The organism is Nocardioides sp. T5 (assembly GCF_048161455.1).
GTDB lineage: Bacteria > Actinomycetota > Actinomycetes > Propionibacteriales > Nocardioidaceae > Nocardioides.
The window spans coordinates 1,501,419-1,526,149 of the sequence record NZ_CP182415.1; the positions used below are offsets into that span (position 1 = coordinate 1,501,419).

The window sequence follows — 24,731 nt, forward strand, 5'->3', positions numbered from 1 at the left end:
GAATCTACAGTGACCTCGTGACCGACCACGCAGTACGCCCCGCGCGGCAGCGCGATCTCGCGCACCTCGACCTCGACGAGCACCCCGGCACACCCGGCTTCGTGATGGTCGCCGGTGACCCGCCGGTGGGCCACGCGCGGGTCGACCTGCTCGACGGTCACGCCCACCTCGAGGGACTGCACGCCGGACCGGACCTCCACGGCAGCACGGCACGTGCGCTGGTGGAGTCGGTGTGCGAGCGCCTCGCCTCCCGCGGCTACGGCCAGCTCACGGCCCGCCCCTACGCGGGGTCCGAGGCCGCGACCTACGCGGCGTACGGCTTCGTCGAGGTGCCGGCGGACGAGCCGCTCCCCGGTCCCTTGGCGCGGCTGCCCGAGGAGGCGGGGCGGGTGCTCGTGCGCCGGGTACTGCGCACCCACCGGACCCTGCCGCAGCTGTCGGGCCTCCTGCCCGAGCTCGACGCAGCCCCACGTGACGTCGGCACGCTGCGTGCGGTCGTACGACGACCGGCGCCGGGCGCGCGGGAGGTGCTCGACGTCGGTCACCTCGACGTCACCGAGGGGCTGGTGGGCGACACGTGGTCCGAGCGGGGGAGTCGTCGGACACCGGACGGCTCGCCGCACCCCGACATGCAGCTCAACCTGATGAACCACCGCCTGGTCGAGTTCCTCGCCCAGGACCCCGAGCGCGAGCAGCTCGCGGGCGACCAGATGTTCGTGGACCTCGACCTGTCCCATGCCCACCTGCCGGCGTGGAGCGAGCTGCACATCGGCGGCCCCGACGGCGCGGTCATCGTGGTCACCGACCAGCCGCACAACGGCTGCGGCAAGTTCATCGCCCGCTTCGGCAAGGACGCGCTGGCCTTCGTCAACGGACCCGAGGGCAAGCCCCGCCGGCTGCGCGGGCTCTGCGCGAGGGTCGTGCGCCCCGGTCCGGTCCGGCCGGGCGACGAGGTCCGCGTCGTACGCCCCTCGAATCCTGCCGGGGAGTGACGCTTCCCACATCCGTGATGCCGGGACGGCATGGGAGCATGCGTCCATGACTGAGACGGCTACCCGCGAGTTCACCACGGTCGGCGTGATCGGCCTCGGCACCATGGGCGCCGGCATCGCCGAGGTCTTCGCCCGCAACGGCTACGCGGTCATCGGCGTCGAGCTCAACGAGGCGGCCGTGCAGCGTGGCCGCGAGCACCTCGAGCACTCCACCGGGCGCGCGGTGAAGCGCGAGAAGATGACGCAGGAGCAGGCTGACGAGCTGCTCGGCCGGATCACGCTCACCACCGACATGCAGGACCTCGCCGACGCCGACCTGGTCGTGGAGGCCGTGGTCGAGTCGCTCGAGGTCAAGAAGTCGATCTTCCGGACGCTGGACGGCATCGTCCGCCCGGACGCCGTGCTGGCGACCAACACCTCCTCGCTCAGCGTCACCGAGATCTCCACCGCCAACGCCCGCCCCGGGCGGGTCGTGGGCGTCCACTTCTTCAACCCGGCGCCCGTGCAGAACCTCGTCGAGATCATCCGCACCGTCGTCACCGAGCCCGACGTGCTCGCCTCGGTCCAGGCACTGCTGGTCGACCTCGGCAAGAACCCGGTCGTCTGCGGCGACAAGGCCGGCTTCATCGCCAACACGCTCCTGTTCGGCTACCTCAACCACGCGGTCGCGATGTACGAGGGCAGGTACGCCTCCCGCGAGGACATCGACGCCGCCATGCGCTTCGGCTGTGGCTACCCCATGGGCCCGCTCGCACTGCTCGACCTGATCGGCCTCGACACGGCGTACGAGATCCTCGACACGATGTACAAGCAGGGCCGCGACCGGCTGCACGCCCCGGCGCCGATCCTCAAGCAGTACGTCACCGCCGGTCTGCTCGGTCGCAAGTCGGGCCGCGGCTTCTACACCTACGAGGCGCCCGACAGCCCGGTCGTCGTCGCCGACGCCCACACCCCGAGCGCCGAGGACAAGCCGCAGCTGCGCCACGACATCGCGCTGGTGGGCGTCGTGGGCACCGGCACGATGGCGTCGGGGATCGTCGAGGTGTTCGCCAAGGCGGGCTACGACGTGGTCTTCACCGGCCGTGGGCAGGACAAGGTGGACGGCGTCGTGGCCGCCATCACGAAGAGCTTCGACAAGCAGATCCAGCGCGGGCGGGCGACTGAGGAGCAGAAGGCCGAGGTCCTCGGCCGCGTGCGCGGCACGACCTCGCTCGACGACCTCAGGGACGTCGACCTCGTCGTCGAGGCGATCGCCGAGGACCTCGCCATCAAGACCACGCTGTTCGAGAACCTCGACGAGATCTGCACGGGTGGTCGAGGCGGGGCCGGCGCCATCCTGGCGACCACCACCTCGTCGCTGCCGATCATCTCGATGGCCAGGGTGACGAAGCGTCCGCAGGACGTCATCGGGATGCACTTCTTCAACCCCGCCGCGATCATGAAGCTGGTCGAGGTCGTCTCCACCGTCGCCACCGACGAGGCCGTCACCGAGACCGTGCTGGCGCTGTGCGAGAAGGTCGGCAAGGTGGCGGTGCGGTGCGGTGACCGCTCCGGCTTCATCGTCAACGCGCTGCTCTTCCCCTACCTCAACGACGCGGTGAAGATGCTCGAGGCGCACTACGCGACCGCCGACGACATCGACACCGCCATGAAGCAGGGCTGTGCCCTCCCGATGGGGCCGTTCGAGCTGCTCGACGTGGTCGGCAACGACGTGTCGCTGGCCATCCAGCGCGAGCTCTACCTCGAGTTCCGCGAGCCGGGGTTCGCCCCCGCCCCGCTGCTGGAGCACCTGGTGACCGCCGGCTACCTCGGCCGCAAGGCCGGTCGCGGCTTCCGCGACTACAGCGCGCGGTAGCCGGTCGGCTCCCCGGGGCGGCCAGCGTCATACGGACCGGCACTCATGGGTGCGGGTTCGTCTGACGCTGGGGTGCCGGGCAGCGCGACGTCATACGGGCCGGAACCGATAGGTGCGGGGTCGTATGACGCTGAGGCGCCAGCCGATTCCGTACGACGACGACGGCGCGGTCGGTCGTACGCGCTGGTCAGTCGAGGCAGAACTCGTTGCCCTCCGGGTCGGTCATCACGAGGTGGCCGGCGGTCATGGGTGGGGCGGGCTCGTGCCGCTCGACCCGGGTCGCGCCGAGGGCGACCAGGCGCTCGCACTCGGCCTCGAGGGCGGCCATCCGCTCCTCGCCCGCGAGCCCCGGGGCCGCGCGCAGGTCGAGGTGGACCCGGTTCTTCGCCGACTTGTCCTCCGGGACCCGCTGGAAGAACAGGCGCGGCCCGTCGCCGTCGGGATCCTGCGCCGCGGAGGCGGAGTTCCACTCCGACTCCGGCACGCCGACCTCGCGCAGGAAGTCGTGCCACGCGTCGAAGGGGTCCTGGCCCGGCGCGAGCTCGCGCCCGGGCGGGGGTGGGTTGACGTATCCCATGGCGTCGGCCCAGAAGCGGGACAGCGACTCGGGGTCGTGGGCGTCGAAGGTCACCTGGATGGTTCGGCTCATGGGGTCATCCTGCAGCGGCCCACCGACAGGCGGCCAGCATGCGCAGGACGGGCAGGAAGTGCCCGGTCAGGACGCAGGACGGGCAGGAAGTGCCCGGTCAGCGGTTGTCGACCACGAGCGCGGCGAGCCGGGCGCGGGTGTTGATGTCGAGCTTGCGGTAGATGTGGGTGAGGTGCGCGTCGACGGTGCGCGGTGAGACGTAGAGCTCCTCGGCGATCTGCCGGCTTGTCAGGCCGTGCGCGACCCGCTCGGCGACCTGTCGCTCGGCGGCGGTGAGGGCGTCGAGCACCGAGGGGCGGGCGGAGGCCGTGCGGCTGAGGACGGCCGTGATCAGGCTGACCGCGTCGGCCGAGAGGTCGTCGCCGTCGAGCCACTCCTGGGGCGCGCGGCCGGCCGGCACCACGTCGTAGTCGGCGGAGTAGCCCCAGCGCACGGCCTTGCGCGGCGTGCGCAGCGCGAAGGCCGCCGCGGCGAGCTCGCGTGACTCCGGCAGGTCACGCACCCGGGCGACCCCGGCGAGGCCGTCGAGCACGTCGGCGGCCCGCAGTGGCAGCCGCATCGTGCGGCAGTGGTCGAGGGCGGTGAGGTAGGTGGTGGTGGCCTGGTCGAGGTCGCCGAGGTCGACGAGCGCGCGGCCGAGGAGCAGGCGGGCGTCGACGCCGTCGCGTCCCAGCCTCGCGGAGTCGGCGAGGGCCACCACGTCGGCAGCCAGCCCCGCCGCCCGTCGGGCATCGCCCCGCACCAGGAGGTCGCGCCCGTCCTGGGCGAGCACCGGCAGGCGGACGGCCCACGGCAAGGTCTCGCGGACGACGTCGGTGGCGACCCAGGTCGGGTCCAGGTTGCGCAGGAGCGTCTCGGCGAGCAGCCCGACCCGGTCCTCCGCCAGCTCGCGGGCCTCCACCACGACGGCCCGGGTGGCGGCGACCGCCTCGGCGATGCGCCCCTGCTCGAGCGCGATCCGGGCCAGCAGGGTGCGCAGCGACAGGTCGATCCAGCGCTCGTCCCCGGTCGTGCGGGCGGGCATCGCGGCGGCGGCGGCCTCCGTGGCCTCGGCGAAGCGGCCCTGCGAGGTGTAGACGTCGGCCAGCGTGCGGGTCGCCTGGCGGGTGATCGAGCCGTCGGGGTCGAGGTCGATCGCTCGCCGGGCCTCCGCCTCGGCGCTGGCCAGGTCGCCCGCGTCGAGGTGCATCTCGGCGCGGATGGACGCCGTCTTGGACAGCTGCTCCTCGGGGATCGGTGCGGCGGAGGCGTGCTCGTCGGAGCGCGAGAGGAGCCACAGCCCCTCGTAGGTGCCGCGCATCTCCGAGGCCGCGATGCCGGCGCGACGCGCGATCTGGGCGCCGATGGCGGCCGGTCCGTCCCCGCTGGCGAGCGCGCCCTCGAGGATCTCGACGGCCTCGCGGGCGCGCATCGAGGTGTAGAGCGAGGAGAAGATCCGGTTGGCGACGGAGTATCCCTCCGCTCGCGTGGCCGGGTCCGCGCACGCGGTCAGCACGGCGTGTCGCATGGCCGGCAGGTCGTTGAGCCACTCGGCGTCGGCGGCTCCGTAGTTGTCGTGCGTCGGTGCGTGGGCCTGCGCCCAGGCGAGCAGACCGGCGCGGACCGCTGCCTCGTCCTCGGGCGTGGCGAGGGCGCGGGCGCGCCCTCGGATCGGCGACAGCATGTCGAAGTGCCCCTGCGGGTCGAGCTCGAGGAGGCTGCGGCGGACCAGGTTGCCGGCGACGTCGGCTGCCTCGCGGACGGTGACGTCGAGGACCTGGGCGAGCACCCCGAGCCCGACCTGGAAGTCGAGCAGCCCGATGCGCCGCAGGGCGGTGGCGCTGGCCTCGTCGAGGAGGTCGTGGGCGGAGTCGACGGCCTGGTCGAGGCTGACCGCCGACATCGCGTTGCTCAGCCCGACGAGCGCGGACTGCACGGCGACCTGCTCGATGAGCAGCGGCAGCCCACCGGTGGCCCGCAGCAGGCGGCGTACCTCGTGCGCCTGCTCCGCCAGGTCGACCGGCTGCCCGCCGGCGGCGCGGATGCGGCGCAGGAAGATCTCGACGGCGGGGCCCTCGAGCGGAGCGCGGTGGGAGGGCACCGGCAGCGGTCCGACGCGTACGACGGACTCCGCCCGCTGGCCGGCCGTGGTCAGTGCCGTCACCACCACGCGGGCGTCGTTGGTGGCCTCGAGCACGGACTGGAGGACCGGCCCGGCGTCGGTCGTGTCGAGGTCGAGACCGTCGAGCACGAGCAGGCACGCGCGGCCGTCGACCGCCCGGCCGAGGGCGCCCGCCAGCGAGTCCCCGGGCGCGGTCTCCGCGTCGAGGCTCTCGAGGGCCGCGACCAGCACGTCGTCGATCGTGCGCAGGTTGCGCGCATCGACCCACGAGGCGGCCGCAGTCGCGGCGACGTGGCGCACGAGCAGCGTCTTGCCGCTGCCGGGCGGGCCGACGACGGTGACCCACCGGGACTCCTCCAGTGCCTCGTGCAGCGCGCGCTGGACGTCGTCACGACCGAGACAGGGGGACAGCACGCAAGGAATCTATCGCTCCTGCAGCTGGAGTTACGTAGGACTACGGATGCCGGGACCGCACGCTTCGCGGGAGTCTTCTCGTACGCCGAGGGCATCGAGGCCGCGCGAGGGGATGGCCCCGCTGCCCACCGGCCGCTTGTCGGAGCAGGTCGCACATCGTCGGGGGTCGATGGGCGGCCTGCTCTTGCAGGTCCGCAGCGGAGCTCACGACCTTGCTGCCGCTGCGTATTCTGGGGCCATGGAACTCGTGCTCCTGCTGGTCGTCATCGGCGGCCTCGTCGCCGTCGCCGTCGGCGCGGGGAAGACGGGCAAGAAGCGGGAGCTGGCGCGGGCCGACGCCGAGGTCGCACCGGTGAAGAAGCTCGCCGAGGAGGACGTCACCGCCCTCGGCGTGGAGCTGCAGGACCTCGACATCGACCTGGCCGGGCACCCGCTCGACGCGGGCGCCAACGCCGACTACCAGCGCGCCCTCGACGCCTACGAGTCCGCCAAGACGGCCGCCGCGGCGCTCACGCGTCCCGAGGACGTCAAGCACGTCACCGAGATCCTCGAGGACGGTCGCTACGCGATGGCGTGCGTGCGGGCGCGGGTGGCGGGGGAGCCGCTGCCGCAGCGCCGCCCGCCGTGCTTCTTCGACCCCCGGCACGGCCTGTCGGTCGCCGACGTCCCGTGGACCCCGCCGAGCGGCGCGCAGCGCGACGTCCCTGCGTGCGCGCTCGACGTCGAGCGGGTGCGTGCCGGCGCCGAGCCCGACATCCGCAAGGTGATGGTCGGCTCGCGCCGGGTGCCCTACTGGCAGGGCGGCCGGGCCTACCAGCCCTACGCGCAGGGCTACTTCGGTGCCTTCTCTCCGATGGACTGGATGTTCATGGGCATGCTCTTCGGCGGCGGCTTCGACGGCCTCGGCGAGGGCATCGGGGCGATCGGGGAGGGCCTCGGCGACATGTTCGGCGGCATCGGCGACGGCATCGGCGGCATGTTCGACGGCTTCGACGGCTTCGACGGCTTCGACTTCTGACGCACTCCGCTCCGGGACGGGTCGGTGACCGCCACCTGACCGGGCTGCGGGAGGATGGGCGGGTGAGCCTGCACCGCACCGAGCTCGGCGAGTCCGGGCCCCGCGTCGTCTTCTGCCACGGACTCTTCGGACAGGGCAAGAACTGGACGCAGGCGGCGAAGGCCCTCAGCGCCGACCACCGGGTGGTGCTGCTCGACATGCCCAACCACGGGCGCTCGCCCTGGACCGAGTCCTTCGACTTCCTCGAGCTGGCCGACCTGGTCGCTGCCGAGCTGGGCGACGAGCCGGTCGCCCTCGTCGGGCACTCGATGGGCGGCAAGATCGCGATGTGCCTCGCCCTGCGGCACCCCGAGCTGGTCGAGCGGCTGGTCGTGGTCGACATCGCCCCGGCGGCCTACGAGAGCGGGCGGGAGTTCGTCGGCTACATCGAGACCATGCGTGGCCTCGACCTGGAATCCCTGGAGAGCCGCGGCGAGGCGGAGGCGGCGCTCGAGGAGGCGGTGCCCAACCGCGTGGTGCGCAGCTTCCTGCTCCAGAACCTCCGCCGCACCGACGACGGCTGGCACTGGCAGATCAACCTCGACCTGCTCGGCGAGGAGATGGCCGCACTCGTCGGCTGGCCCGGCGAGGAGCTCGGTGACGCGTCGTACGACGGCCCGGTGCTGTGGGTCGGTGGTGCCCGCTCCGACTACATCTCCGACGACTACGCCCCGGAGATGGACCGCCGCTTCCCCCGCAACCGACGCGTGCTCGTGAAGGACGCCGGTCACTGGGTCCATTCCGAGCAGCCCGAGGTCTTCCTCGAGGTGCTGCGGCGCTTCCTGCCCTGAGGCAGGTCGGGCGGCGCTGGTCAGGTGCGCTGGCGCGCCCGGTAGGCCGCGACGGCCTCGCGGTTGCCGCACGTGGTCGAGCAGTAGCGCCGCGACCGGTTGCGCGACAGGTCGAGCACGACGTCGTCGCAGTCGTCGGCCGCGCAGGTGTCGAGGCGCGACATCTCGCCGGACCGGATGACGTCGACCATCGCCATCGCGGTCTCGACCACCACGCGCTCGTCGAGCGGGCGGTCCGGGTCGACGGCGTGGAGGTGCCAGTCCCAGTGGTGGTGGCGCTGCAGCTGGGGGAGCGCCCTGGCGCGCGCGAGCATGTCGTTGACGATGGCCGCCGCCTCGTCGCGCTCGGCGAGCAGCAGCGCACGCAGCGCCGGGCGGAGGCGGCGTACGGACTCGAGCTCGGCGGGGGTCGCGTCGTGCCGTCCGGTGTAGGGCCAGGAGGCGAGGAACGCCGACAGGTCGTCGACCGAGCCCAGCGGCTGGCCGGGCTCGTCGGTGGAGTTGACCAGTGCGACGGCTGCCTGCAGCGCCGCGTCCGTGTCATCCGTGAAAAGCATGTTGACACATTACAGGCACCGCGCCTACGGTCATGACCGTGACGGCTTTGACCCATGACACTCGATCGTCGCGGACGGCGGCCGGACTCGTGCTGGCCGTGGCGTCCGCCGTCACCTTCGGCATGTCCGGCGCGCTGGCGCGTGGACTGCTCGACACCGGCTGGAGCGCCGGCGCGGCCGTCACGCTCCGCACGGTGATCGCGGCCGTCGTCCTCCTCGTGCCCGGCCTGCTGGCCCTGCGTGGTCGGATGCACCTGCTGCGCGCCAACGCCGGCCTCGTCACCGTCTACGGCCTCACGGCGGTCGCGGGCGCCCAGCTCTGCTACTTCTACGCGGTCACCTACATGCAGGTCAGCGTGGCGCTGCTGCTGGAGTACACCGCGCCGGTCGCGGTGGTCGTCTGGCTCTGGGCGCGCCACGGCCACCGCCCGTCCGGGCTGACGGTGCTGGGGGCAGCGCTGGCCGCGGGTGGGCTGGTGCTCGTGCTCGACGTCGTCTCCGGTGCCGAGCTGAGCACGGTGGGCGTCCTCTGGGCGCTCGGGGCGATGGTCGGCGCGGCGAGCTACTTCATCATCTCCGCCGACGAGGGCAACGGCCTGCCGGGCATCAGCCTGGCTGCCGGCGGCCTCTTCGTGGCGAGCGTCGTGCTCGGGACGGCCGGTGCGATCGGCGTGCTGCCGTTCCACGCGTCGACCGCGGACGCGGCGTACGACGGCTTCACGCTGCCGTGGTGGGTCACGGTCGTGCTGCTCGGGCTGGCCACCGCGGCCTTCGCCTACGTCACCGGCATCGAGGCCGGACGCCGCCTCGGGAGCCGGTTGGCGTCCTTCGTCGCCCTCGGCGAGGTGCTCGCGGCCGTCATCTGGGCCTGGCTGCTGCTCGGCGAGCTGCCCCGCCCGGTCCAGCTGGCCGGCGGCCTGCTGGTGCTGGCCGGCGTGGTCGTGGTCAAGCTGGGCGAGGGGCGTGCGCCGCTCACGGTCGAGCCCCTGCCGGACCCCGAGACGGAGCCCGACCCGGAGCGTGACCTCAGCGGGCGTCCTGCCGCTTGAGGAACACCTCGCGGTGCAGCAGCAGCAGGGCTGCGGCCACCGGCACCGCGAGCAGGGCGCCGACGATGCCCATGAGCGATCCGCCCACGAGTGCTGCCACCACGGTCACCGACCCCGGGATGTCGACGGACTTCTTCATGATGCGCGGGTAGATGAGGTAGGACTCCACCTGCTGGTAGGCGATGTAGTAGATCAGCGCGATCAGCGCGACGGTCGGGGAGACCGTCAGGGCCAGGAGCGTCATGAGTGCTCCTGAGACGAACGCACCCACGACCGGGATGAGCGAGAAGAGGCCGACGACGAAGGCGAGCGCGAAGGCGTAGTCACCGAGCCCGACGACGAACGAGAAGATCAGCGTGCTCAGGCCCGCGCAGACGGCGACGAGGAACGCGCCGGCGACGTAGGCACCGGTGGAGCGGATGATCTTGTCGCCCAGCTCGCTGACCCGCGGCCGCTTCGAGGCGGGCGCGAGGGAGTAGCCGGCGTGCTTGATGCTCGGGAGCGAGGCGAGGAAGTAGATCATCAGCACGACCACGATGAAGCTGTTGGCCACCGCGGAGAGCACCCGGAGGCCGACGCCGAGCGCGCCACCGAAGAGCCTCTCGCCGAAGTCGCCGTTCTGGACGTAGTCGCGTGCCTTGGCGATGACGTCGTAGCGGTCGTCGAGCCGCTGGACCTGCGCATTGGACTGCAGGTCGTCGAGCCAGCCCGGCGCGTTGCGCGTGATGGCGGCGATCTGCTCGCTGATCACCGGGGCGATGGCCACGACGAAGAGCGCCAGGACGCTGATCACCACGACGAGCACCAGGAGCACCGAGAGCCCGCGTCGCAGACCGCGACGCATGAAGAGCTCCACGGTCGGGTTGAGGCCGATCGCGAGGAACATCGACATCACGAGCAGCACCAGGATCGAGGAGATGCTGAGCAGCTGCTCGCTCAGGAAGACCGCGATCAGCGCACCGAGCGCACCGAAGAAGCCGATGTTGAACGGTGAGTGCCGCAGCAGCAGCGGAGCCGGCGCCGGATCGGCGGGGACGTAGGGCGCCGGTGTGGCCTCGTCGACGACGAGGTCGGTGGCGTCGTCGATCTTCTCGGCGATGACGGAGGCGGAGCGGGCCGACTCCTCGGCCGCGTCCGCCGCGGCCTCGGCGCGGTCGGCGTCGTCGGTGACCTGGTCGACGACCTCCTCGAGCGCCTGGGGGAGCTCGGCGGGGTCGTCGGCGGCCCGGCGCAGTGCGACCGTCGCGTCGGAGGCTGAGCGTGGGTCGCCCGAGTCTCCGGGAGCGGAGGTGACGCGCTCCCTGAGCCGGTCGCGCCAGCTCAGGACTCGTCCTCGCCGAAGCCGGCGACCACGTCGCGCAGGGCACCGAGCTGGGCGGTGATGGCGTCGCGGCGCTTGGCGGCGCGGTCGACCTCGGCCTGGATGTTGGCCAGCTCGCGCTCGGCCTCGGCCACCCGGGTCGCCCCGATCGAGTCGGCCTGCGTGCGGGCCGAGGCGACGATCTGCTCGGCCTCGCGCCGGGCCCGGGTGAGCAGGCCCTCGGACTCGCTCTGCGCCTGCTGGCGGTGGGCGTTGGCCTGGGCCGTCGCCTCGCGCGCCCGCTGCTCGGCGGCGTTCGCACGCGCCTCCGCCTCGGCGACCAGGCGCTGCGTCTCGGCGGTGGCGTTGCTGTGGTGCTCGGCGGCCTCGCGGGTGAGCCGCTCCTTCTCGACGGCGAGGGTGCGCCGCGCCTCCTGGACCTCGCGGTCGGCCGCGGCGCGCGCCTGCTCGGCCTCGCGGGTCGCGGTCACCCGCATCTCGTTGGTCTCCTGCTGGGCGGCGAGCCGTACCTGGTCGGACTCACGGCGGGCGGAGGCGAGGAGGTCCTCGGCCTCGGCCTTGGCGAGGCCGCGCTCGGTCTCGGCGTCGGCGGTCAGCCGCGCACGCATCTCGTCGAGCTCCTTGAGCTGCACCATGCGCATGTCGTCGGCCTCGCGTGCGGCGTCGGCACGGATGCTGTGGGCGTCACGCTCGGCCTGGGTGCGGATCTCGTCGGCCTCGCGGCGCGCGGCGGTGCGCACGTCGGCCGCCTCGTCCTCGGCCATCTTCAGCATGGACGTGGCGCGTCCGCCGAGCCCGGCATAGGTCGGGTTGGTGTTCTCCGCGACCTCCTGGCGCAGCCGCTCGAGCTCGGCCTCGAGCTCGATGACCCGCTCCTCGCTGTCGGCGAGGCTCGTGGCCAGGCCGGTCTTCTCGCTCTGGAGCTGGCCCACACGCTGGTCGACGGCCGCCTTGTCGTAGCCGCCGCGACGCACCACGGGGAGCGGCGCAGCCGCGGGGACGACCGGCGAGCGCCGGGTCGCCTCGGGTTCGGACGGAGCCGCGGCCGGGGCGGCAGGAGCAGCCGGGGCGGGGGAGGGCGGGGGCGTCGGGCGGGAGGTCTCCGCGGCCGGCCGAGGAGCCGGCTTCGCGGGGCCTGCCTTCGGCTCGGTGCGCGGTTCGTCCTTCGGCGTGACCGGCAGCACCTGGGTCTCCTCCCCGGCGGTCTCGCCCGTGGCAGGGCCGGTGGCGGCCTTGCCGTCGGCGGACTCCGGCTCGTCGAAGATGGACAGGCCCTGGTCGGAAGCCATGGTGAGGCACCCTCTCTCACGTCGTACGGACTGCGTCGGTGCCAGTCTCTCCGATGCCCCTCGAAAGACACACCCCGGCTCGCGGGCGACTTCGTGCGAGTCGCGCGAACCGGGGTGTGAAAGGTCTCAGGCCGGTCTCAGGGCCGAGACCACAGGCGGGATCAGACCCCGCGGAACCTGTTGATGGCGCTCTCGTGCTGGGCGCGCATCTCGTGGTCGAGCACGCCCAGACCCTCCTCAGGGGCGAGGCAGAGCACGCCGACCTTGCCCTGGTGGGCGTTCTGGTGGACGTCGAGCGACGCCTGGCCGACCTCCTCGAGCGTGTAGGTCTTCGAGAGGGTCGGGTGGATCTTGCCCTTGGCGATGAGGCGGTTGGCCTCCCACGACTCGCGGTAGTTGGCGAAGTGGCTGGAGATGATGCGCTTGAGGTTCATCCACAGGTAGCGGTTGTCGTACTCGTGCATGTAGCCCGAGGTCGACGCGCAGGTGGTGATGGTGCCGCCCTTGCGGGTGACGAACACGCTCGCGCCGAACGTCTCGCGGCCGGGGTGCTCAAAGACGATGTCGATGTCCTCGCCGCCGGTGAGCTCACGGATGCGGGCGCCGAAGCGCTTCCACTCCTTGGGGTCCTGCGCGGTGCCCTCGTCGTTCCAGAACTTGTAGCCCTCCTCGGAGCGGTTGATGATCAGCTCCGCGCCCATGCTGCGGGCGATCTGGGCCTTCTCCTCGTTGGAGACGACGCACACGGGGGTCGCGCCGCCGTTGAGGGCGTACTGCGTGGCGAAGCCGCCGAGGCCGCCGGACGCACCCCAGATGAGGACGTTGTCGCCCTGCTTCATGTCGCCGCCGTTCTTGCTGACCAGCTGGCGGTACGCCGTGCAGTTGACGAGGCCGGGAGAGGCGGCCTCCTCCCAGGTGAGGTGCTCGGGCTTGGGCATCAGCTGGTTGGCCTTGACCATCGCGACGTCGGCGAGACCACCGAAGTTGGTCTCGAAGCCCCAGATGCGCTGCTCGGTGTCGAGCATCGTGTCGTTGTGGCCGTCGGGGCCCTCGAGCTCGACCGAGAGGCAGTGCGCCACGACGCGGTCGCCCGGCTTCCACTTCGTGACGCCGGGGCCGGTCTTGAGCACGACGCCGGACAGGTCGGAGCCGACGACGTGGTACGGCAGGTCGTGGCGCTTGGTCAGCTCGCTGTTGCGGCCGTAGCGCTCGAGGAAGCCGAAGGTGGACACGGGCTCGAAGATCGACGTCCACACGGTGTTGTAGTTGATGGCGCTGGCCATCACGGCCACGAAGGCCTCGCCGGGGCCGAGCTCGGGCAGCGGGACCTGGTCGACGTGGAGGGACTTGCGGGGGTCCTTCTCCTTCGCCGTCAGGCCCTCGAACATGTCGACCTCGTCCTTCTTCACGAAGGCGGCGCGGTAGGACTCCGGGAGCTCGAGACCGGCGAAGTCCTCCGAGGTCGCGCTGTCGGACTGGATCGCTTCGAGGATGGTGTGCACGGGCTGGCTCCTGGGGCGTCGGGGGCGTCGGGGGCTCGGGTGCGTGAAAGGTACCGACGGGTATATGTCGTGTCACCCGAGTGTGACCTACGCCGCGGCCCGCGGCTCGTTGGATCGATCCAGTCCGTTCCGAGGGGGTGCGACGGGGGCCCCGAGGCGTGCTCAGGCGCCGTCGCGGAACGCGGCGACGAGCTGCGTCTGGGCAGCCGTCAGGTAGGTGTCGAGACGGTCCGCCGCGCCCTGGCGGTCGCCCGCGCCGAGCAGGTCGGCGATGGTGGCGTTCTCCTCCAGGTAGGGCTGGTGGAAGCGCCGGGGCTCGCCCATCTGGTGGAAGAACAGGCGCATCTCGGCGAGCAGCAGGTGCATCTGGGCGTCGAGGCGGGGGCTGCCGGCCAGCGCCACGACGGCCCGGTGGAAGTGCTGGTTGGCCGACGCGACCGCGTCCCAGTCGCCGCGCTCGCCGGCCTCGCGGCCCTCGGTCACGGCGGCAGCCACGGCCGCGACCCGCGCAGGCGTGTGGCCGGTGCCGTGGGCGAGCGCGGCCGGCTCGACGAGGCGGCGTACGCGGTAGACGTCCTCGACGTCGGCGACCTCGGGGGTGGCCACGACCACGCCGCGGTGCGGCTCGCGCACGAGGATGCGCTCGGCGACCAGCTGGCTCAGTGCCTCGCGCAGGGTGTTGCGGGAGACGCCGAGCGCGGCGGCGAGGCGCTCCTCGGGAAGGCGGGTGCCCGAGCGGAGATGACCTTCGACGACCTGCTCGCGCACCACCCGGGCGGCGCGGTCCGCGGAGGTGCTCATGACCGTGCGCTCCGCCCGGCGGGCCGCGAGGACCTCGTCGAGCACCACGTCGAGGTCGGTGTGTCCGCGGCCCATGGGACTCGCGGGGTCGGTGGTGCCCATGTGTCACAGCGTAGGGGAGTTGTCATGTCCGGGGTATTGAAGAATTGTTGAACAATCCTTACTGTCCCGGTATGACCCAGAACACACCAGCCGAGACCCCCGCCGGATCAGCGGCGGCCAGCACCGGCACCGGGACCGGGACCGGGACCGGGACCGCGGGAGAGTCCGGATTCAGCCGGACGGCCGTGATGGGCGCCGTCTTCCTCATGGCGACCAGCGCCATCGGGCCTGGCTTCATCACCCAGACGGCCAACTTCACGATCACCCTGGGCGCCGCCTTCGCCTGCGCGATCGCGATCTCGATCGTCGTCGACATCGCCGTGCAGATGAACGTGTGGCGCGTCATCGGCGTCTCCGGCCTGCGCGCCCACCAGCTCGGCAACGCGGTCGTGCCGGGGGTCGGCTTCCTGCTCGCCGCGCTGGTGTTCGCCGGCGGCGTGGTCTTCAACATCGGCAACATCGCCGGTGCCGGGCTCGGCGCCAACGCCATGCTGGGCGTGGACCCCCGCATCGGCGGTGCGGCGTCGGCCGCCATCGCGGTGGGGATCTTCCTGAGCCGACGTGCCGGTGTGGCGCTCGACCGGATCGTGGTGCTCCTCGGCCTGCTGATGATCGTGGCCACCCTGGTGATCGCCATCACCACGTCGCCGCCGGTCGGGGAGGCGCTGGTCAGCGTCGTCGCGCCGGACACCTTCGACTTCGTCGCCACCACCACCATCATCGGTGGCACCGTCGGCGGCTACATCACGTACGCCGGCGCACACCGGCTGCTCGACTCCGGGCTGTCCGGTCCCGAGCACGTCCGCGACATCACCCGCAGCTCGGTCGTGTCCATCCTGGTGACCGGCCTGATGCGGATCCTGCTCTTCCTGGCGATCCTGGGCGTCGTCGCGGGTGGCGCGGTGCTCTCGCAGGACGCGGTCGGCGGGCCCGCGGGCTCCGCCTTCAGCGCCGCGGCGGGTGAGGCGGGCCTGCGCGTCTTCGGTGTGATCCTGTGGTCGGCCGCGCTCACGTCGGTCATCGGGGCGGCGTACACGTCCGTGTCGTTCGTGACCACGTCGGCGACGGCCGAGCGCACCCGCAGCCTGGTCACGGTCGCCTTCATCGCCTTCTGCGCAGTGGTCTACCTGATCATCGAGCAGGCACCCACCCAGCTGCTGATCTTCGCCGGCACCTTCAACGGGCTGATCCTCCCGATCGGGTTCGGCGTGCTGCTGTGGGTCGCCTGGCGCCGTCGCGACCTGCTCAACGGCTACCGCTACCCGGCGTGGCTGCTGGTCGTCGGCGCGCTCGCCTGGCTGCTGACGCTCTACCTCGGCTACAACGCGCTCCTGCTGCTGGGTGACCTGTGAGCGGCCCGCGGATCGACCTCAACAGCGACGTCGGCGAGTCGTTCGGTCGCTGGGAGCTCGGTGACGACGAGCAGGTGCTCCAGGTCGTCACGAGTGCCAACGTGGCCTGCGGCTTCCACGCCGGTGACGCCTCGACGCTGCGGCAGTGCTGCGAGACGGCGGCGCGGCACGGCGTGGTCGTCGGGGCGCAGGTGGGCTATCGCGACCTCGCCGGCTTCGGACGCCGGTTCGTCGACTACCACCCCGTCGAGCTCGCGGACGAGGTGATCTACCAGATCGGTGCGCTCGAGGCGCTCGCCCGCGTCGCCGGGACCCGCGTCGCCTACGTCAAGCCGCACGGCGCGCTCTACAACGCGACCGTGCACCACGACGTGCAGGCGCGGGCGGTCGTGGCAGCCGTGCGGGCCTACGACCCGTCCCTGCCGGTGCTGGGGCTGCCCGGGTCGCGCCTGCTGGCCGTGGCCGAGGAGGCCGGGTTGCGCACGGTCCGCGAGGCGTTCGCCGACCGGGCCTACACCCCGGAGGGCACGCTCGTCGCGCGCTCGGAGCCGGGGTCGGTGCTCACCGACCCCGTGGCGGTCGCCGAGCGGGTCGTGCGCCTGGTCACCGACGGCACGCTGGTCGCGATCGACGGCTCGAGCGTGCGGGTGGAGGCCGACTCGGTGTGCGTCCACGGTGACAGCCCCGGAGCCGTCGCGATGGCCGAGGCCGTCCGCGACGGGCTCGCCGCGGAGGGTGTGGCACTGGGGGGCTTCGCATGACGGGCGGGGTGCGGCTGCTGCCCTACGGTGACCGCGCGCTGCTGGTCGAGCTGGGCTCGACGGGCGAGGCCGTGGCCTATGCCGCCGCCCTGCGCGCCCTCGGCGCGGACGCGGTCGGCGAGATCGTCCCTGCCGCGCGCACGGTCCTCGCCGTCGCGGGCGAGGGCGCTGCGGTCTCCGACCTGCGCCAGGTCCTCGCGGGCGTCTGCCCGGCTCCCGGCGGTGTCGACGCGGACGACACCCCCCTCGTCGAGGTGCCGGTCACCTACGACGGCGACGACCTCGCCGACGTCGCGGAGCTGACCGGTCTCTCGGTCGAGGAGGTCGTCGCCGCCCACACCGGTCAGACGTGGCAGGTGGCCTTCGGCGGCTTCGCGCCCGGCTTCGGCTACCTGATCGGCGAGGACGAGCGCCTGCACGTGCCCCGCCGTACGGAGTCCAGGACGCGGGTGCCGGCCGGTGCGGTCGGGCTGGCGGGGGAGTACTCGGGGATCTACCCGCGCGCCTCGCCCGGCGGGTGGCAGCTCCTCGGACGGACCGACGCCACCTTGTGGGACATCGAGCGGGACCCGCCGGCCCTGCTCGCCCCGGGCGTGCGCGTGCGTTTCGTGCAGGTGCCGCGATGACCCGGGCCGTGCGCGTGCACGCGACCGGGCCGCTGGCGCTGGTGCAGGACCTCGGGCGCAGCGGACTGTCCGGTGTCGGCGTCGGTCGCTCGGGCGCGGCCGACCGGGGTGCACTGCGCCAGGCCAACCGTGCGCTCGCCAACCCCGAGCACGCCGCTGCCGTCGAGGCGACGTTCGGCGGCCTGGAGGTGGCGGTGCTCGACGAGGGGGTGTGGTGCTGCGTCACCGGCGCCGCGTGCGCGGTGCAGGTGGACGGGCGCGACGTCGGCTCGCACGCGGTGTTCTTCGCCGAGCCGGGTGCCCGCATCGTGCTGGGCCGACCGGGTGCGGGCCTGCGGTCCTACCTCGGCGTCCGCGGCGGGGTCTCTCCCGGCGAGGTGCTCGGCTCGCGCTCCAGCGACGTCCTCTCCGGTCTCGGCCCGCCGCCGCTCGAGGTCGGTGACGTGCTGCCGGTCGGCGTGCCCGCCGACCGCTTCCCGCACGTCGACTCGGTCACCGCTCCCGACCTCGCCGGGGAGGTGGTGCTGCGCGCCGTGCGCGGCCCCCGCGACGGCTGGGTCGACGACGTCGACGCGCTGGTGGCCGCCCCGTGGTCGGTGACCGAGCGCAGCAACCGGGTCGGCATGCGGCTCGGCGGGCACGCCCTGCGTCCGGCCCGCGACCAGGAGCTGCCGAGCGAGGGCGCCTGGCGCGGCGCCGTCCAGGTGCCGCCGAGCGGCGAGCCGGTGCTCTTCCTCGCCGACCACCCGGTCACCGGCGGCTATCCGGTGGTGGCGGTCGTCGTCGACGCCGACGTCGACCGTGCCGCACAGCTGCGCCCCGGGGACCCGGTGCGCTTCCGATGGGTGGAGGCCCCATGACTGCTCGACCGACCGACGACCGTGCCGCGCTCACCCCGGGTGCAGCCCGCCGACTCTTCCGCGAGGGCCTGGTGACGCCCACAGCCGGTTGGAGCAGGGGCTGGACCCAGGCCAACCTGATGGTGCTGCCGCGCGACCTCGCGCTCGACTTCCTGGTCTTCGCCCAGCGCAACCCCAAGCCGTGCCCGGTGCTGGACGTCCTCGAGGCGGGCCAGGTCGCGGGCCCGTTGCTCGACGGCGACGTCCGCACCGACCTGCCCGCCTACCGCGTGTACGTCGACGGCGAGCTCGCCGAGGAGACCGCCGACGTGTCGGCGTGGTGGCGCGACGACCTGGTGTCGTTCCTCATCGGCTGCAGCTTCACCTTCGAGTCCGCGCTGGCCGAGGGTGCCGTGCCGGTCCGGCACGTGGAGCAGGGGGTCAACGTCCCGATGTACGTCACCGACCGCCGGTGCCGTCCTGCCGGGGCGATCTCCGGGCCGCTGGTGGTCTCGATGCGCCCGGTCCCGGCCGCGCAGGTCGCCGACGCCGTCCGCATCACCTCGCGCTACCCCGCGGTCCACGGGGCGCCGGTCCACGTGGGGGACCCCGCGGCGCTGGGGATCGGCGACCTGGGAGTGCCCGACTTCGGCGACCCGGTCGACGTACGTCCCGGTGAGGTGCCGGTGTTCTGGGCGTGCGGCGTGACCCCGCAGGCCGCGGTCATGGAGTCGCGTCCCCCGCTCGCGATCGCGCACGCCCCGGGCCACATGCTCGTCACCGACGCGCGCGACAGCGACTACCTGGTGCCGTGAGCCCTGCGGGGCGGTCGGATCAGTGTGCGGGGCGGGCGGGCTCGACGAGCTCGACCAGCACGCCGCCGGCGTCCTTGGGGTGGATGAAGTTGACGCGGCTGTCGGAGGTGCCGCGCCTCGGCGCGTCGTAGAGCAGGCGCAGGCCGCGCCCGCGCAGCACCTCGGCCACGTGCTCGACGTCGTCGACGCGGAAGGCGAGCTGCTGGATCCCCTGGCCGTTGCGCTCGAGGAACTTGGCGATGGTCGACTCGGGGGTGAGCGGCGCCAGGAGCTGGATGCAGGAGCCGGAGTCACCCACCCCGACCATGGCCTCACGGACCCCCTGCTCCTCGTTGACCTCCTCGTGGAGGACCTCCATGCCGTAGGCCTCGCGGTAGAAGGCCGTCGCCTCGTCGAGGTCGGGCACGGCGATGCCCACGTGGTCGATGGCGGTGAAGAGGTGCCGGACGTCGCTCAGCTCGGGGGTCATGGGGTCATGCTGTACGACGCCGGGCGCCGGGGCGAGGGTGTGTGACGGTCGCCACTCCCGAGGCCCCGGGCCGGCTCCCCGTCCGGATCTACTGGACCAAGCCCGCGTCGATGTCGTAGTGGCCGATGACAGCCGCCGAGTCGATGTCACCGATGAAGCCGAGCGGGCTGGCGCACGGGCCGGCGTAGTCGCCGAGGAAGAAGTCGTCACCGTCGGGCATGCCGTAGGCGATGCTCACCGGGGCAGCCACCGGCGCGCCGACCTGGGCGCCGTCGACGTACAACCGCAGCTCCTGGCCGTCGAACGCGCCCCGGACGGTGTGCCACGCGCCGTCCCACAGCGCGGACCCGGCGTCGGCCGACAGGTGGGCCTGCGTCCCGTCGGAGACGTAGAACTGGAGTCCGCCGTCCTCGCCGGTGTAGAGGCCGTAGGACGCTCGGTCGCACTGGAGGGCGCCCTTGGACATCACGTAGCGGAACGCCCCGGGCCCGGTGCTGCGCACCCGCGCCAGCACGGTCACGCCGTCCGGCTCGAGCGACGGGGCGTCGGGCATCCGGACGGTCTGCGAGCCGGAGAAGCGCAGTGCGGCCCGCTTGAGGAGGAACAGGCGGGGCAGGGGGATCCACTCCGGGTCCTGCGCGTCCGCGCTCGACGTCGAGCCGAGCTGGCCGCGGTTGCCGCTGAAGGAGAGGTCGTTCGCGACCTGTCCGGACCCCTCGTTGAGCAGCCACAGGCCGGCCAGGTCGTCGGTACGGGCGCCGGCGGGCGGGGCGGCCAGCGCCACGGCGAGCGCGGCGGCCGTGGCCACGGCCGCGACGGAGGTGGAGGTACGGCGGAACCGGATCATCGGGCACTCCTCGGTGGTGGGGGGTGAAGGCGATTCCCCGAGGACCGCGACTGCGACCAGCCCATCACGGTCATCCACCCGTAGGGGTGTGCGGTGGGAGGGGGTCCCACATTTTGATGACTCCCCGTCGGAGGGGCCCCTCCCTGTGACGAGCGCCTCACTCGGGCCGGAGGGGACACCCTCCCGGCGGGGGCGGCGCGGTGGGTAGTGTCCGAAGGAGCACGACCCCCGAATCTCGAACCGATCGCTGGAGGCACCGTCATGTCCGACTCGGCCCACTCAATCTCGGTCATCGTCGCGGGGGCTCGCACCCCGATCGGCCGCCTGCTCGGCGGCCTCAAGGACCAGTCGGCCGCCGACCTGGGTGGCGTCGCCATCAAGGGCGCCCTCGACAAGGCGGGCGTCGCCGGCGACCAGGTCGACTACGTGATCATGGGCCAGGTCATCCAGGCCGGCGCCGGGCAGAACCCGGCCCGGACCGCCGCGGTGAAGGGTGGCATCCCGATGTCGGTGCCCTCGATCACGATCAACAAGGTGTGCCTCTCCGGACTCAACGCGATCGCGCTGGCCGACCAGCTCGTGCGGGCCGGGGAGTGCGAGATCGTCGTGGCCGGCGGCATGGAGTCGATGACCCAGGCCCCGCACTTCCTGCCGAAGTCGCGCGAGGGCGCGAAGTTCGGTGACGTGACGCTGGTCGACTCGATGGCCTACGACGCGCTCTTCGACCAGTTCACCTCCCAGGCGATGGGCCTGCTCACCGAGGAGTGCAACGCGGCCGGCGCCAACCTGACGCGCGAGGAGCAGGACACCTTCGCGGCGTACTCGCACCAGAAGGCCGCGGTCGCCTGGAAGAACGGCGTGTTCGCCGACGAGGTGGTCCCCGTGGAGATCCCGCAGCGCAAGGGCGACCCGGTCGTGGTGAGCGAGGACGAGGGCGTCCGCGGCGACACCACCGTGGAGTCCCTCGGCAAGCTCCGCCCCGCCTTCAGCAAGGACGGCACGGTCACCGCCGGCTCGGCCTCGCAGATCTCCGACGGCGCCGCCGCGGTGGTCGTGATGAGCAAGGCCAAGGCCGAGGAGCTGGGTCTGACGTGGCTCGCCGAGATCGGCGCGCACGGCCAGGTGGCCGGTCCCGACTCCACCCTGCAGCTCCAGCCTGCCGCCGCGACCGCGAAGGCGTGCGAGAAGGAGGGGATCTCACCCACGGACCTCGACCTGGTCGAGTTCAACGAGGCGTTCGCCGCCGTCGGCATCGCGTCGGCGCGCGAGCTGGGCATCGAGGACGCCAAGGTCAACGTCAACGGCGGTGCCATCGCGCTCGGGCACCCGGTCGGCATGTCCGGCACCCGGGTCGTGCTCACGCTCGCCCTCGAGCTGCAGCGTCGCGGCGGCGGTGTCGGCGCGGCCGCGCTCTGCGGTGGCGGCGGCCAGGGCGACGCCCTGATCGTCCGCGTCCCGTCTGCGTGAGGAACGGGTGACGTCCGGCGTGGCGAGGCGGGGAGCCCAGGCGGTCCCCGACCTCGTCGCGCGGGCACGTCAGGGCGACCCGGCCGCAGTCGCCCGGCTGATCAGCCTCGTCGAGGACGCCTCGCCGCTCCTGCGCGAGGTGATGGCGGCTCTCGGTCCCGACGCCGGCCGCGCCCACGTGCTGGGCATCACGGGTGCCCCCGGCGTCGGCAAGTCCACCTCGACCAACGCCCTCGTCGCAGCGATGAGACGCGCGGGCAAGCGCGTCGGCGTCCTGGCGATCGACCCCTCCTCGCCCTTCTCCGGCGGTGCCCTGCTCGGTGACCGGGTGCGCATGGGCGACCACGCGCTCGACCGTGACGTCTACATCCGCTCGATGGGCGCGCGCGGCCACCTCGGTGGCCTGGCGTGGTCGACGCCCCAGGCGGTGCGGGTCCTCGACGCCGCCGGGTGCGACGTGGTCGTCGTGGAGACCGTCGGCGTCGGCCAGAGCGAGGTCGAGGTCGCGGGGCTGGCCGACACCACGCTGGTGCTCCTGGCGCCGGGGATGGGTGACGGCATCCAGGCCGCCAAGGCGGGGATCCTCGAGATCGGGGACGTCTACGCCGTCAACAAGGCCGACCGCGAGGGAGCCGACCGCACGCGGCGCGAGCTCCGGACGATGCTCGCGATGGCGGAGCGTCGAGACGGGGCATGGCGTCCGCCCGTCGTCCAGACGGTGGCCAGCACGGGAGCGGGCATCGACGACCTGCTGGCGGAGGTCGACCGGCACGCGGCCTGGCTGCGCGAGTCGGGCGAGCTCGCCCGCCGACGTACGCTCCGGGCCCGCCGCGAGGTGGAGGCGATCGCCCTGGCGGCGCTGCGCGAGCGGTGGGGCCGTGCCGGCTCCGGCGCCGACCTCGATGCGCTCGCCGGGCGGGTGGTCGCGGGCGAGGTGGACCCCTACGCCGCTGCCGACGAGCTGCTCGACGACGACGGCCGGGCGCCGGGCTAGGCGGGACCCGTCAGGGCCAGGTGGATGTCGTCGGCGAGCCGGCGGGTCCAGGCCTCGAGCACCTGCACGCTCACACCCTGCGCGCTGACGGTGAGCAGGTGACGCTCACCCGCCGATGGCACGGACGCGATCACGGTGTGGCACATCCCCATCGTGAGCTCGACCGTGTCGACCGCGTGCTCCGGGTCCGGTCCGCCGGCGGCACGCGCCGCGAACGCCGCCCTGCTCTGGCGCGCGACCCGGGCGATGTCGTCCTGGGTGAGGCCGTGGACGGCCACCGCGTCGCCGTCCACCGTGGCGAGCAGCGCCGACGACGGACCGTCGATGGCCCGGAGCACGTCGACGAGCGACGCCCACAGGGGAGCGACCGGCGAGCCGGGTCCCGGCGACTGCTCGACGAGCTTCTCGCGTCCCCGGCGAGGCACGCGCCCGGGCCGGGAGACGCCCCGTGCGAGCGGGTGGGGGGAGACCAGGTCTGCAGTCAAGGAGACGTCCTTCCGAGCGAGGGAGCTGCCGACCCGAGACGGCGAGGGACTCTGTGGATCCCGCGTTGCTTCCGTGTGGGTGAAATGTAACCTCGCCCGGCGGCCGCTCGCGGCGATTCGCCGATCTTGACCGTGGCGCGCACGGGCACGTCGGTCCGCTCAGCTGATCCGCAGGGTCTGCCCGGTCATGCGGGCGGCGGAGCTGCTCGCGAGGAACAGGGCGGCGTCGGTGACGGCGTCACCCACCCGGGGCTGGGAGCGGACCAAGGTCCCGCCGGCGACCCGGCTGCCGCCGACCGGGGCGCTGGGGGCGAACTGCCGGGGGAGCACGGAACGGCTCTCCTGCAGCACGGAGTTGACGCGGACGCCGAGGCCGGCCCAGTTGCGGCCGGCGCGAGCGGTCGACTCGGCCAGCTCGCGCCGGGCGGCCTCCGGCGTGCTGGACAGCTGCAACCAGCTGGTCACGGCACCGGTGTTGACGACGCACCCACCGCCGAGGGCGGGGCTCTGCCCGAGCTTGAGCCGGAGCCGGGTCGTCAGGAACGTCGGTCCCAGCAGCCCCGAGCGGGCGGCATGGGCGATGAACGCCTGCTCGCCGGGCGGCAGGCCGTAGGGCAGGTGGCAGGACGCTGCGAGCACGAGGACGTCGATGTGGTTGACCGTGCCGACGAGATGGTCGATCGACTCCTGCCGGGCGAGGTTGACCGACTCGTAGTCGAAGGCGGAGAGGTCGTTGTCGTAGAGGGAGCGCAGCATCATCGTGCCCGTGACGGTCACCGACGCGCCGGAGGAGGCGAAGGCCGAGGCGATGCTGTGTCCCTCGCCCCGCGTGCCACCGATGACCAGCACCTGGTAGCCGTTGAAGTCGTACGACCCCGCAGTCGTCATGGCGTGGCGCCCTCCCCGTCGAAACCCCGGCATGTTCTACCACGCGGTAGCAGTCCGGCGACAGGTGCCGACGGGCCTCAGGGCACGCGTACGTCGTCGCGCTGGGGCTCCTCGACGAGGCCGAGCCGGGCGCTGCGCACGGCCGCGAAGGTCCACAGCTTGTTGAGCACGAACGCCAGCGGCGTCACCAGGGTGATCACGATCAGCTGGGACCAGTAGAGGCGGTTGCGGAGACCCGAGGAGTCGTCGAAGACGTCACGCGGCAGGCTGAGGGGGGAGCCGGGATGCATGAGGAGCGTGAGGAGGGCCAGACCGATCACCTGGCCGACCAGGCCCACCACCAGGAACGGCCAGTACTCGCGCCACCACCGGGCGGCGAGGTTGCTCTTGAACGTCCACGTGCGGTTGAGCTGAAAGTTCGACAGGTTGGCGACCAGGAAGGCGATCGTCGAGTACACGTGGTACCAGCGCAGGTTGAACCCGGTGGAGCCGAGCGCGACGACCGCCTCGTCGAAGTGCGGGCCGAACCGGCGCAGGACCACCAGGGTCAGCAGGTTGACCAGCACGCCGGATGCGCCCACGATGCCGAAGCGGACGAGGAGGCCGACGTTGCGCCGGTGGCGCGTCATCAGGGCGGCTGCCCGGATTCCCATGCCCCGAGGCTACCGACCCCCTCTTCCCGACGTGGCGCGTCTCCCTAGGATTGAG

General features: G+C 72.7%; 25 protein-coding genes. 13 read left to right on the forward strand and 12 right to left on the reverse strand.

Features of this window, described 5'->3' with window-relative positions; genetic code table 11:
- Positions 1–17: 17 nt before the first annotated feature.
- Both ACNKF0_RS07340 and ACNKF0_RS07345 read left to right on the forward strand, forming a co-directional pair.
- Positions 18–992 carry a hypothetical protein gene (locus ACNKF0_RS07340; protein WP_416957050.1) on the forward strand — a complete coding sequence of 325 codons (975 nt, stop codon included), beginning with the start codon at positions 18–20 and terminating at the stop codon, positions 990–992.
- A 46-nt stretch (positions 993–1,038) separates the two neighbouring features.
- Positions 1,039–2,847 (forward strand): 3-hydroxyacyl-CoA dehydrogenase family protein, encoded by a 1,809-nt coding sequence (locus ACNKF0_RS07345; RefSeq protein WP_416957052.1) that lies wholly within the window; start codon positions 1,039–1,041, stop codon positions 2,845–2,847.
- Between the two features lie 187 nt (positions 2,848–3,034).
- Here the strand turns inward: ACNKF0_RS07345 and ACNKF0_RS07350 are convergent, their stop codons facing one another.
- Both ACNKF0_RS07350 and ACNKF0_RS07355 read right to left on the reverse strand, forming a co-directional pair.
- Positions 3,035–3,496, reverse strand: a complete 462-nt coding sequence (locus tag ACNKF0_RS07350) for a VOC family protein (RefSeq protein ID WP_416957054.1) — start codon at positions 3,494–3,496, stop codon at positions 3,035–3,037.
- 97 nt (positions 3,497–3,593) lie between these two features.
- Complete coding sequence (locus tag ACNKF0_RS07355) at positions 3,594–6,011, reverse strand: LuxR C-terminal-related transcriptional regulator (RefSeq protein ID WP_416957056.1); 2,418 nt, start codon at positions 6,009–6,011, stop codon at positions 3,594–3,596.
- A gap of 238 nt (positions 6,012–6,249) precedes the next feature.
- On the opposite strand from ACNKF0_RS07355, the gene ACNKF0_RS07360 reads away from it, so the two are divergent.
- Positions 6,250–7,029, forward strand: a complete 780-nt coding sequence (locus ACNKF0_RS07360) for a hypothetical protein (protein WP_416957058.1) — start codon at positions 6,250–6,252, stop codon at positions 7,027–7,029.
- 62 nt (positions 7,030–7,091) lie between these two features.
- Positions 7,092–7,859, forward strand: a complete 768-nt coding sequence (locus ACNKF0_RS07365; protein WP_416957060.1) for an alpha/beta fold hydrolase — start codon at positions 7,092–7,094, stop codon at positions 7,857–7,859.
- 20 nt (positions 7,860–7,879) lie between these two features.
- Here the strand turns inward: ACNKF0_RS07365 and ACNKF0_RS07370 are convergent, their stop codons facing one another.
- Positions 7,880–8,416: a CGNR zinc finger domain-containing protein gene (locus ACNKF0_RS07370; RefSeq protein WP_299927703.1), complete on the reverse strand. Its 537-nt coding sequence runs from the start codon at positions 8,414–8,416 to the stop codon at positions 7,880–7,882.
- A 38-nt stretch (positions 8,417–8,454) separates the two neighbouring features.
- Here ACNKF0_RS07370 and ACNKF0_RS07375 point away from each other — a divergent pair, with 38 nt between their 5' ends.
- Positions 8,455–9,465: an EamA family transporter gene (locus ACNKF0_RS07375; protein ID WP_416957062.1), complete on the forward strand. Its 1,011-nt coding sequence runs from the start codon at positions 8,455–8,457 to the stop codon at positions 9,463–9,465.
- Here ACNKF0_RS07375 and ACNKF0_RS07380 read toward each other — a convergent pair.
- Positions 9,443–10,369, reverse strand: coding sequence for an AI-2E family transporter (locus tag ACNKF0_RS07380; RefSeq protein ID WP_416957064.1), 927 nt, complete (start codon positions 10,367–10,369; stop codon positions 9,443–9,445). The genes ACNKF0_RS07375 and ACNKF0_RS07380 overlap by 23 nt on opposite strands.
- A gap of 90 nt (positions 10,370–10,459) precedes the next feature.
- Here ACNKF0_RS07380 and ACNKF0_RS07385 point away from each other — a divergent pair, with 90 nt between their 5' ends.
- Entirely contained in the window at positions 10,460–10,723 is a 264-nt protein-coding gene (locus ACNKF0_RS07385) for a hypothetical protein (RefSeq protein ID WP_416957066.1), read from the forward strand.
- 62 nt (positions 10,724–10,785) lie between these two features.
- Here the strand turns inward: ACNKF0_RS07385 and ACNKF0_RS07390 are convergent, their stop codons facing one another.
- The 3 genes from ACNKF0_RS07390 to ACNKF0_RS07400 form a co-directional block, all read right to left on the reverse strand.
- Positions 10,786–12,075: a hypothetical protein gene (locus ACNKF0_RS07390; protein WP_416957068.1), complete on the reverse strand. Its 1,290-nt coding sequence runs from the start codon at positions 12,073–12,075 to the stop codon at positions 10,786–10,788.
- 161 nt (positions 12,076–12,236) lie between these two features.
- Entirely contained in the window at positions 12,237–13,577 is a 1,341-nt protein-coding gene (ccrA, locus tag ACNKF0_RS07395) for a crotonyl-CoA carboxylase/reductase (protein ID WP_416957070.1), read from the reverse strand.
- A gap of 162 nt (positions 13,578–13,739) precedes the next feature.
- Positions 13,740–14,480, reverse strand: a complete 741-nt coding sequence (locus ACNKF0_RS07400; RefSeq protein WP_416957072.1) for a GntR family transcriptional regulator — start codon at positions 14,478–14,480, stop codon at positions 13,740–13,742.
- A gap of 71 nt (positions 14,481–14,551) precedes the next feature.
- Here ACNKF0_RS07400 and ACNKF0_RS07405 point away from each other — a divergent pair, with 71 nt between their 5' ends.
- Genes ACNKF0_RS07405 through ACNKF0_RS07425 form a run of 5 tightly spaced genes read left to right on the forward strand, consistent with a single transcriptional unit; the run spans position 14,552 to position 18,873 of the window.
- Positions 14,552–15,832: an NRAMP family divalent metal transporter gene (locus ACNKF0_RS07405; protein WP_416957074.1), complete on the forward strand. Its 1,281-nt coding sequence runs from the start codon at positions 14,552–14,554 to the stop codon at positions 15,830–15,832.
- Positions 15,829–16,593, forward strand: a complete 765-nt coding sequence (locus ACNKF0_RS07410) for a LamB/YcsF family protein (protein ID WP_416957076.1) — start codon at positions 15,829–15,831, stop codon at positions 16,591–16,593. Before ACNKF0_RS07405 ends, ACNKF0_RS07410 begins: the two co-directional genes overlap by 4 nt.
- Positions 16,590–17,219: a 5-oxoprolinase subunit B family protein gene (locus tag ACNKF0_RS07415; RefSeq protein WP_416957078.1), complete on the forward strand. Its 630-nt coding sequence runs from the start codon at positions 16,590–16,592 to the stop codon at positions 17,217–17,219. Before ACNKF0_RS07410 ends, ACNKF0_RS07415 begins: the two co-directional genes overlap by 4 nt.
- Positions 17,216–18,079 carry a biotin-dependent carboxyltransferase family protein gene (locus ACNKF0_RS07420; protein ID WP_416957080.1) on the forward strand — a complete coding sequence of 288 codons (864 nt, stop codon included), beginning with the start codon at positions 17,216–17,218 and terminating at the stop codon, positions 18,077–18,079. Before ACNKF0_RS07415 ends, ACNKF0_RS07420 begins: the two co-directional genes overlap by 4 nt.
- Entirely contained in the window at positions 18,076–18,873 is a 798-nt protein-coding gene (locus tag ACNKF0_RS07425) for a putative hydro-lyase (RefSeq protein WP_416957082.1), read from the forward strand. Before ACNKF0_RS07420 ends, ACNKF0_RS07425 begins: the two co-directional genes overlap by 4 nt.
- Positions 18,874–18,892: 19 nt before the next feature.
- On the opposite strand, the gene mce is transcribed toward ACNKF0_RS07425, so the two are convergent.
- Positions 18,893–19,342 carry a methylmalonyl-CoA epimerase gene (gene mce, locus ACNKF0_RS07430; RefSeq protein WP_416957084.1) on the reverse strand — a complete coding sequence of 150 codons (450 nt, stop codon included), beginning with the start codon at positions 19,340–19,342 and terminating at the stop codon, positions 18,893–18,895.
- Positions 19,343–19,430: 88 nt separating this feature from the next.
- A complete protein-coding gene (locus ACNKF0_RS07435) occupies positions 19,431–20,189 on the reverse strand; it encodes a LamG domain-containing protein (protein ID WP_416957086.1) in 759 nt (252 codons plus the stop codon).
- Between the two features lie 261 nt (positions 20,190–20,450).
- On the opposite strand from ACNKF0_RS07435, the gene ACNKF0_RS07440 reads away from it, so the two are divergent.
- Together ACNKF0_RS07440 and meaB are read left to right on the forward strand one after the other, a co-directional pair.
- Positions 20,451–21,656, forward strand: coding sequence for an acetyl-CoA C-acetyltransferase (locus ACNKF0_RS07440; RefSeq protein ID WP_416957088.1), 1,206 nt, complete (start codon positions 20,451–20,453; stop codon positions 21,654–21,656).
- Between the two features lie 19 nt (positions 21,657–21,675).
- Positions 21,676–22,650, forward strand: coding sequence for a methylmalonyl Co-A mutase-associated GTPase MeaB (gene meaB / locus ACNKF0_RS07445; RefSeq protein WP_416957090.1), 975 nt, complete (start codon positions 21,676–21,678; stop codon positions 22,648–22,650).
- Here meaB and ACNKF0_RS07450 read toward each other — a convergent pair.
- The 3 genes from ACNKF0_RS07450 to ACNKF0_RS07460 form a co-directional block, all read right to left on the reverse strand.
- On the reverse strand, positions 22,647–23,135 hold the full coding sequence (locus tag ACNKF0_RS07450; protein ID WP_416957092.1) for a hypothetical protein: 489 nt from the start codon (positions 23,133–23,135) through the stop codon (positions 22,647–22,649). The two genes, meaB and ACNKF0_RS07450, sit on opposite strands and share 4 nt — an antisense overlap.
- Positions 23,136–23,294: 159 nt before the next feature.
- Positions 23,295–24,023 carry a hypothetical protein gene (locus ACNKF0_RS07455; RefSeq protein ID WP_416957094.1) on the reverse strand — a complete coding sequence of 243 codons (729 nt, stop codon included), beginning with the start codon at positions 24,021–24,023 and terminating at the stop codon, positions 23,295–23,297.
- Positions 24,024–24,100: 77 nt separating this feature from the next.
- Positions 24,101–24,676 carry a GtrA family protein gene (locus ACNKF0_RS07460; RefSeq protein WP_416957096.1) on the reverse strand — a complete coding sequence of 192 codons (576 nt, stop codon included), beginning with the start codon at positions 24,674–24,676 and terminating at the stop codon, positions 24,101–24,103.
- Positions 24,677–24,731: the final 55 nt, after the last annotated feature.

What these genes read in the sequence shown, in the direction of transcription:
- ACNKF0_RS07360 (WP_416957058.1), top strand. Translation starts at nt 6,250, where the DNA reads ATGGAACTCGTGCTCCTGCTGGTCGTCATCGGCGGCCTCGTCGCCGTC.
- mce (WP_416957084.1), bottom strand. Translation starts at nt 19,342, where the DNA reads ATGACCCCCGAGCTGAGCGACGTCCGGCACCTCTTCACCGCCATCGAC.
- ACNKF0_RS07455 (WP_416957094.1), bottom strand. Translation starts at nt 24,023, where the DNA reads ATGACGACTGCGGGGTCGTACGACTTCAACGGCTACCAGGTGCTGGTC.
- ACNKF0_RS07415 (WP_416957078.1), top strand. Translation starts at nt 16,590, where the DNA reads ATGACGGGCGGGGTGCGGCTGCTGCCCTACGGTGACCGCGCGCTGCTG.
- ACNKF0_RS07460 (WP_416957096.1), bottom strand. Translation starts at nt 24,676, where the DNA reads ATGGGAATCCGGGCAGCCGCCCTGATGACGCGCCACCGGCGCAACGTC.
- ACNKF0_RS07345 (WP_416957052.1), top strand. Translation starts at nt 1,039, where the DNA reads ATGACTGAGACGGCTACCCGCGAGTTCACCACGGTCGGCGTGATCGGC.
- ACNKF0_RS07390 (WP_416957068.1), bottom strand. Translation starts at nt 12,075, where the DNA reads ATGGCTTCCGACCAGGGCCTGTCCATCTTCGACGAGCCGGAGTCCGCC.
- ACNKF0_RS07400 (WP_416957072.1), bottom strand. Translation starts at nt 14,480, where the DNA reads ATGGGCACCACCGACCCCGCGAGTCCCATGGGCCGCGGACACACCGAC.
- ACNKF0_RS07370 (WP_299927703.1), bottom strand. Translation starts at nt 8,416, where the DNA reads ATGCTTTTCACGGATGACACGGACGCGGCGCTGCAGGCAGCCGTCGCA.
- ACNKF0_RS07435 (WP_416957086.1), bottom strand. Translation starts at nt 20,189, where the DNA reads ATGATCCGGTTCCGCCGTACCTCCACCTCCGTCGCGGCCGTGGCCACG.
- ACNKF0_RS07405 (WP_416957074.1), top strand. Translation starts at nt 14,552, where the DNA reads ATGACCCAGAACACACCAGCCGAGACCCCCGCCGGATCAGCGGCGGCC.
- ACNKF0_RS07350 (WP_416957054.1), bottom strand. Translation starts at nt 3,496, where the DNA reads ATGAGCCGAACCATCCAGGTGACCTTCGACGCCCACGACCCCGAGTCG.
- ACNKF0_RS07425 (WP_416957082.1), top strand. Translation starts at nt 18,076, where the DNA reads ATGACTGCTCGACCGACCGACGACCGTGCCGCGCTCACCCCGGGTGCA.
- ACNKF0_RS07440 (WP_416957088.1), top strand. Translation starts at nt 20,451, where the DNA reads ATGTCCGACTCGGCCCACTCAATCTCGGTCATCGTCGCGGGGGCTCGC.
- ACNKF0_RS07420 (WP_416957080.1), top strand. Translation starts at nt 17,216, where the DNA reads ATGACCCGGGCCGTGCGCGTGCACGCGACCGGGCCGCTGGCGCTGGTG.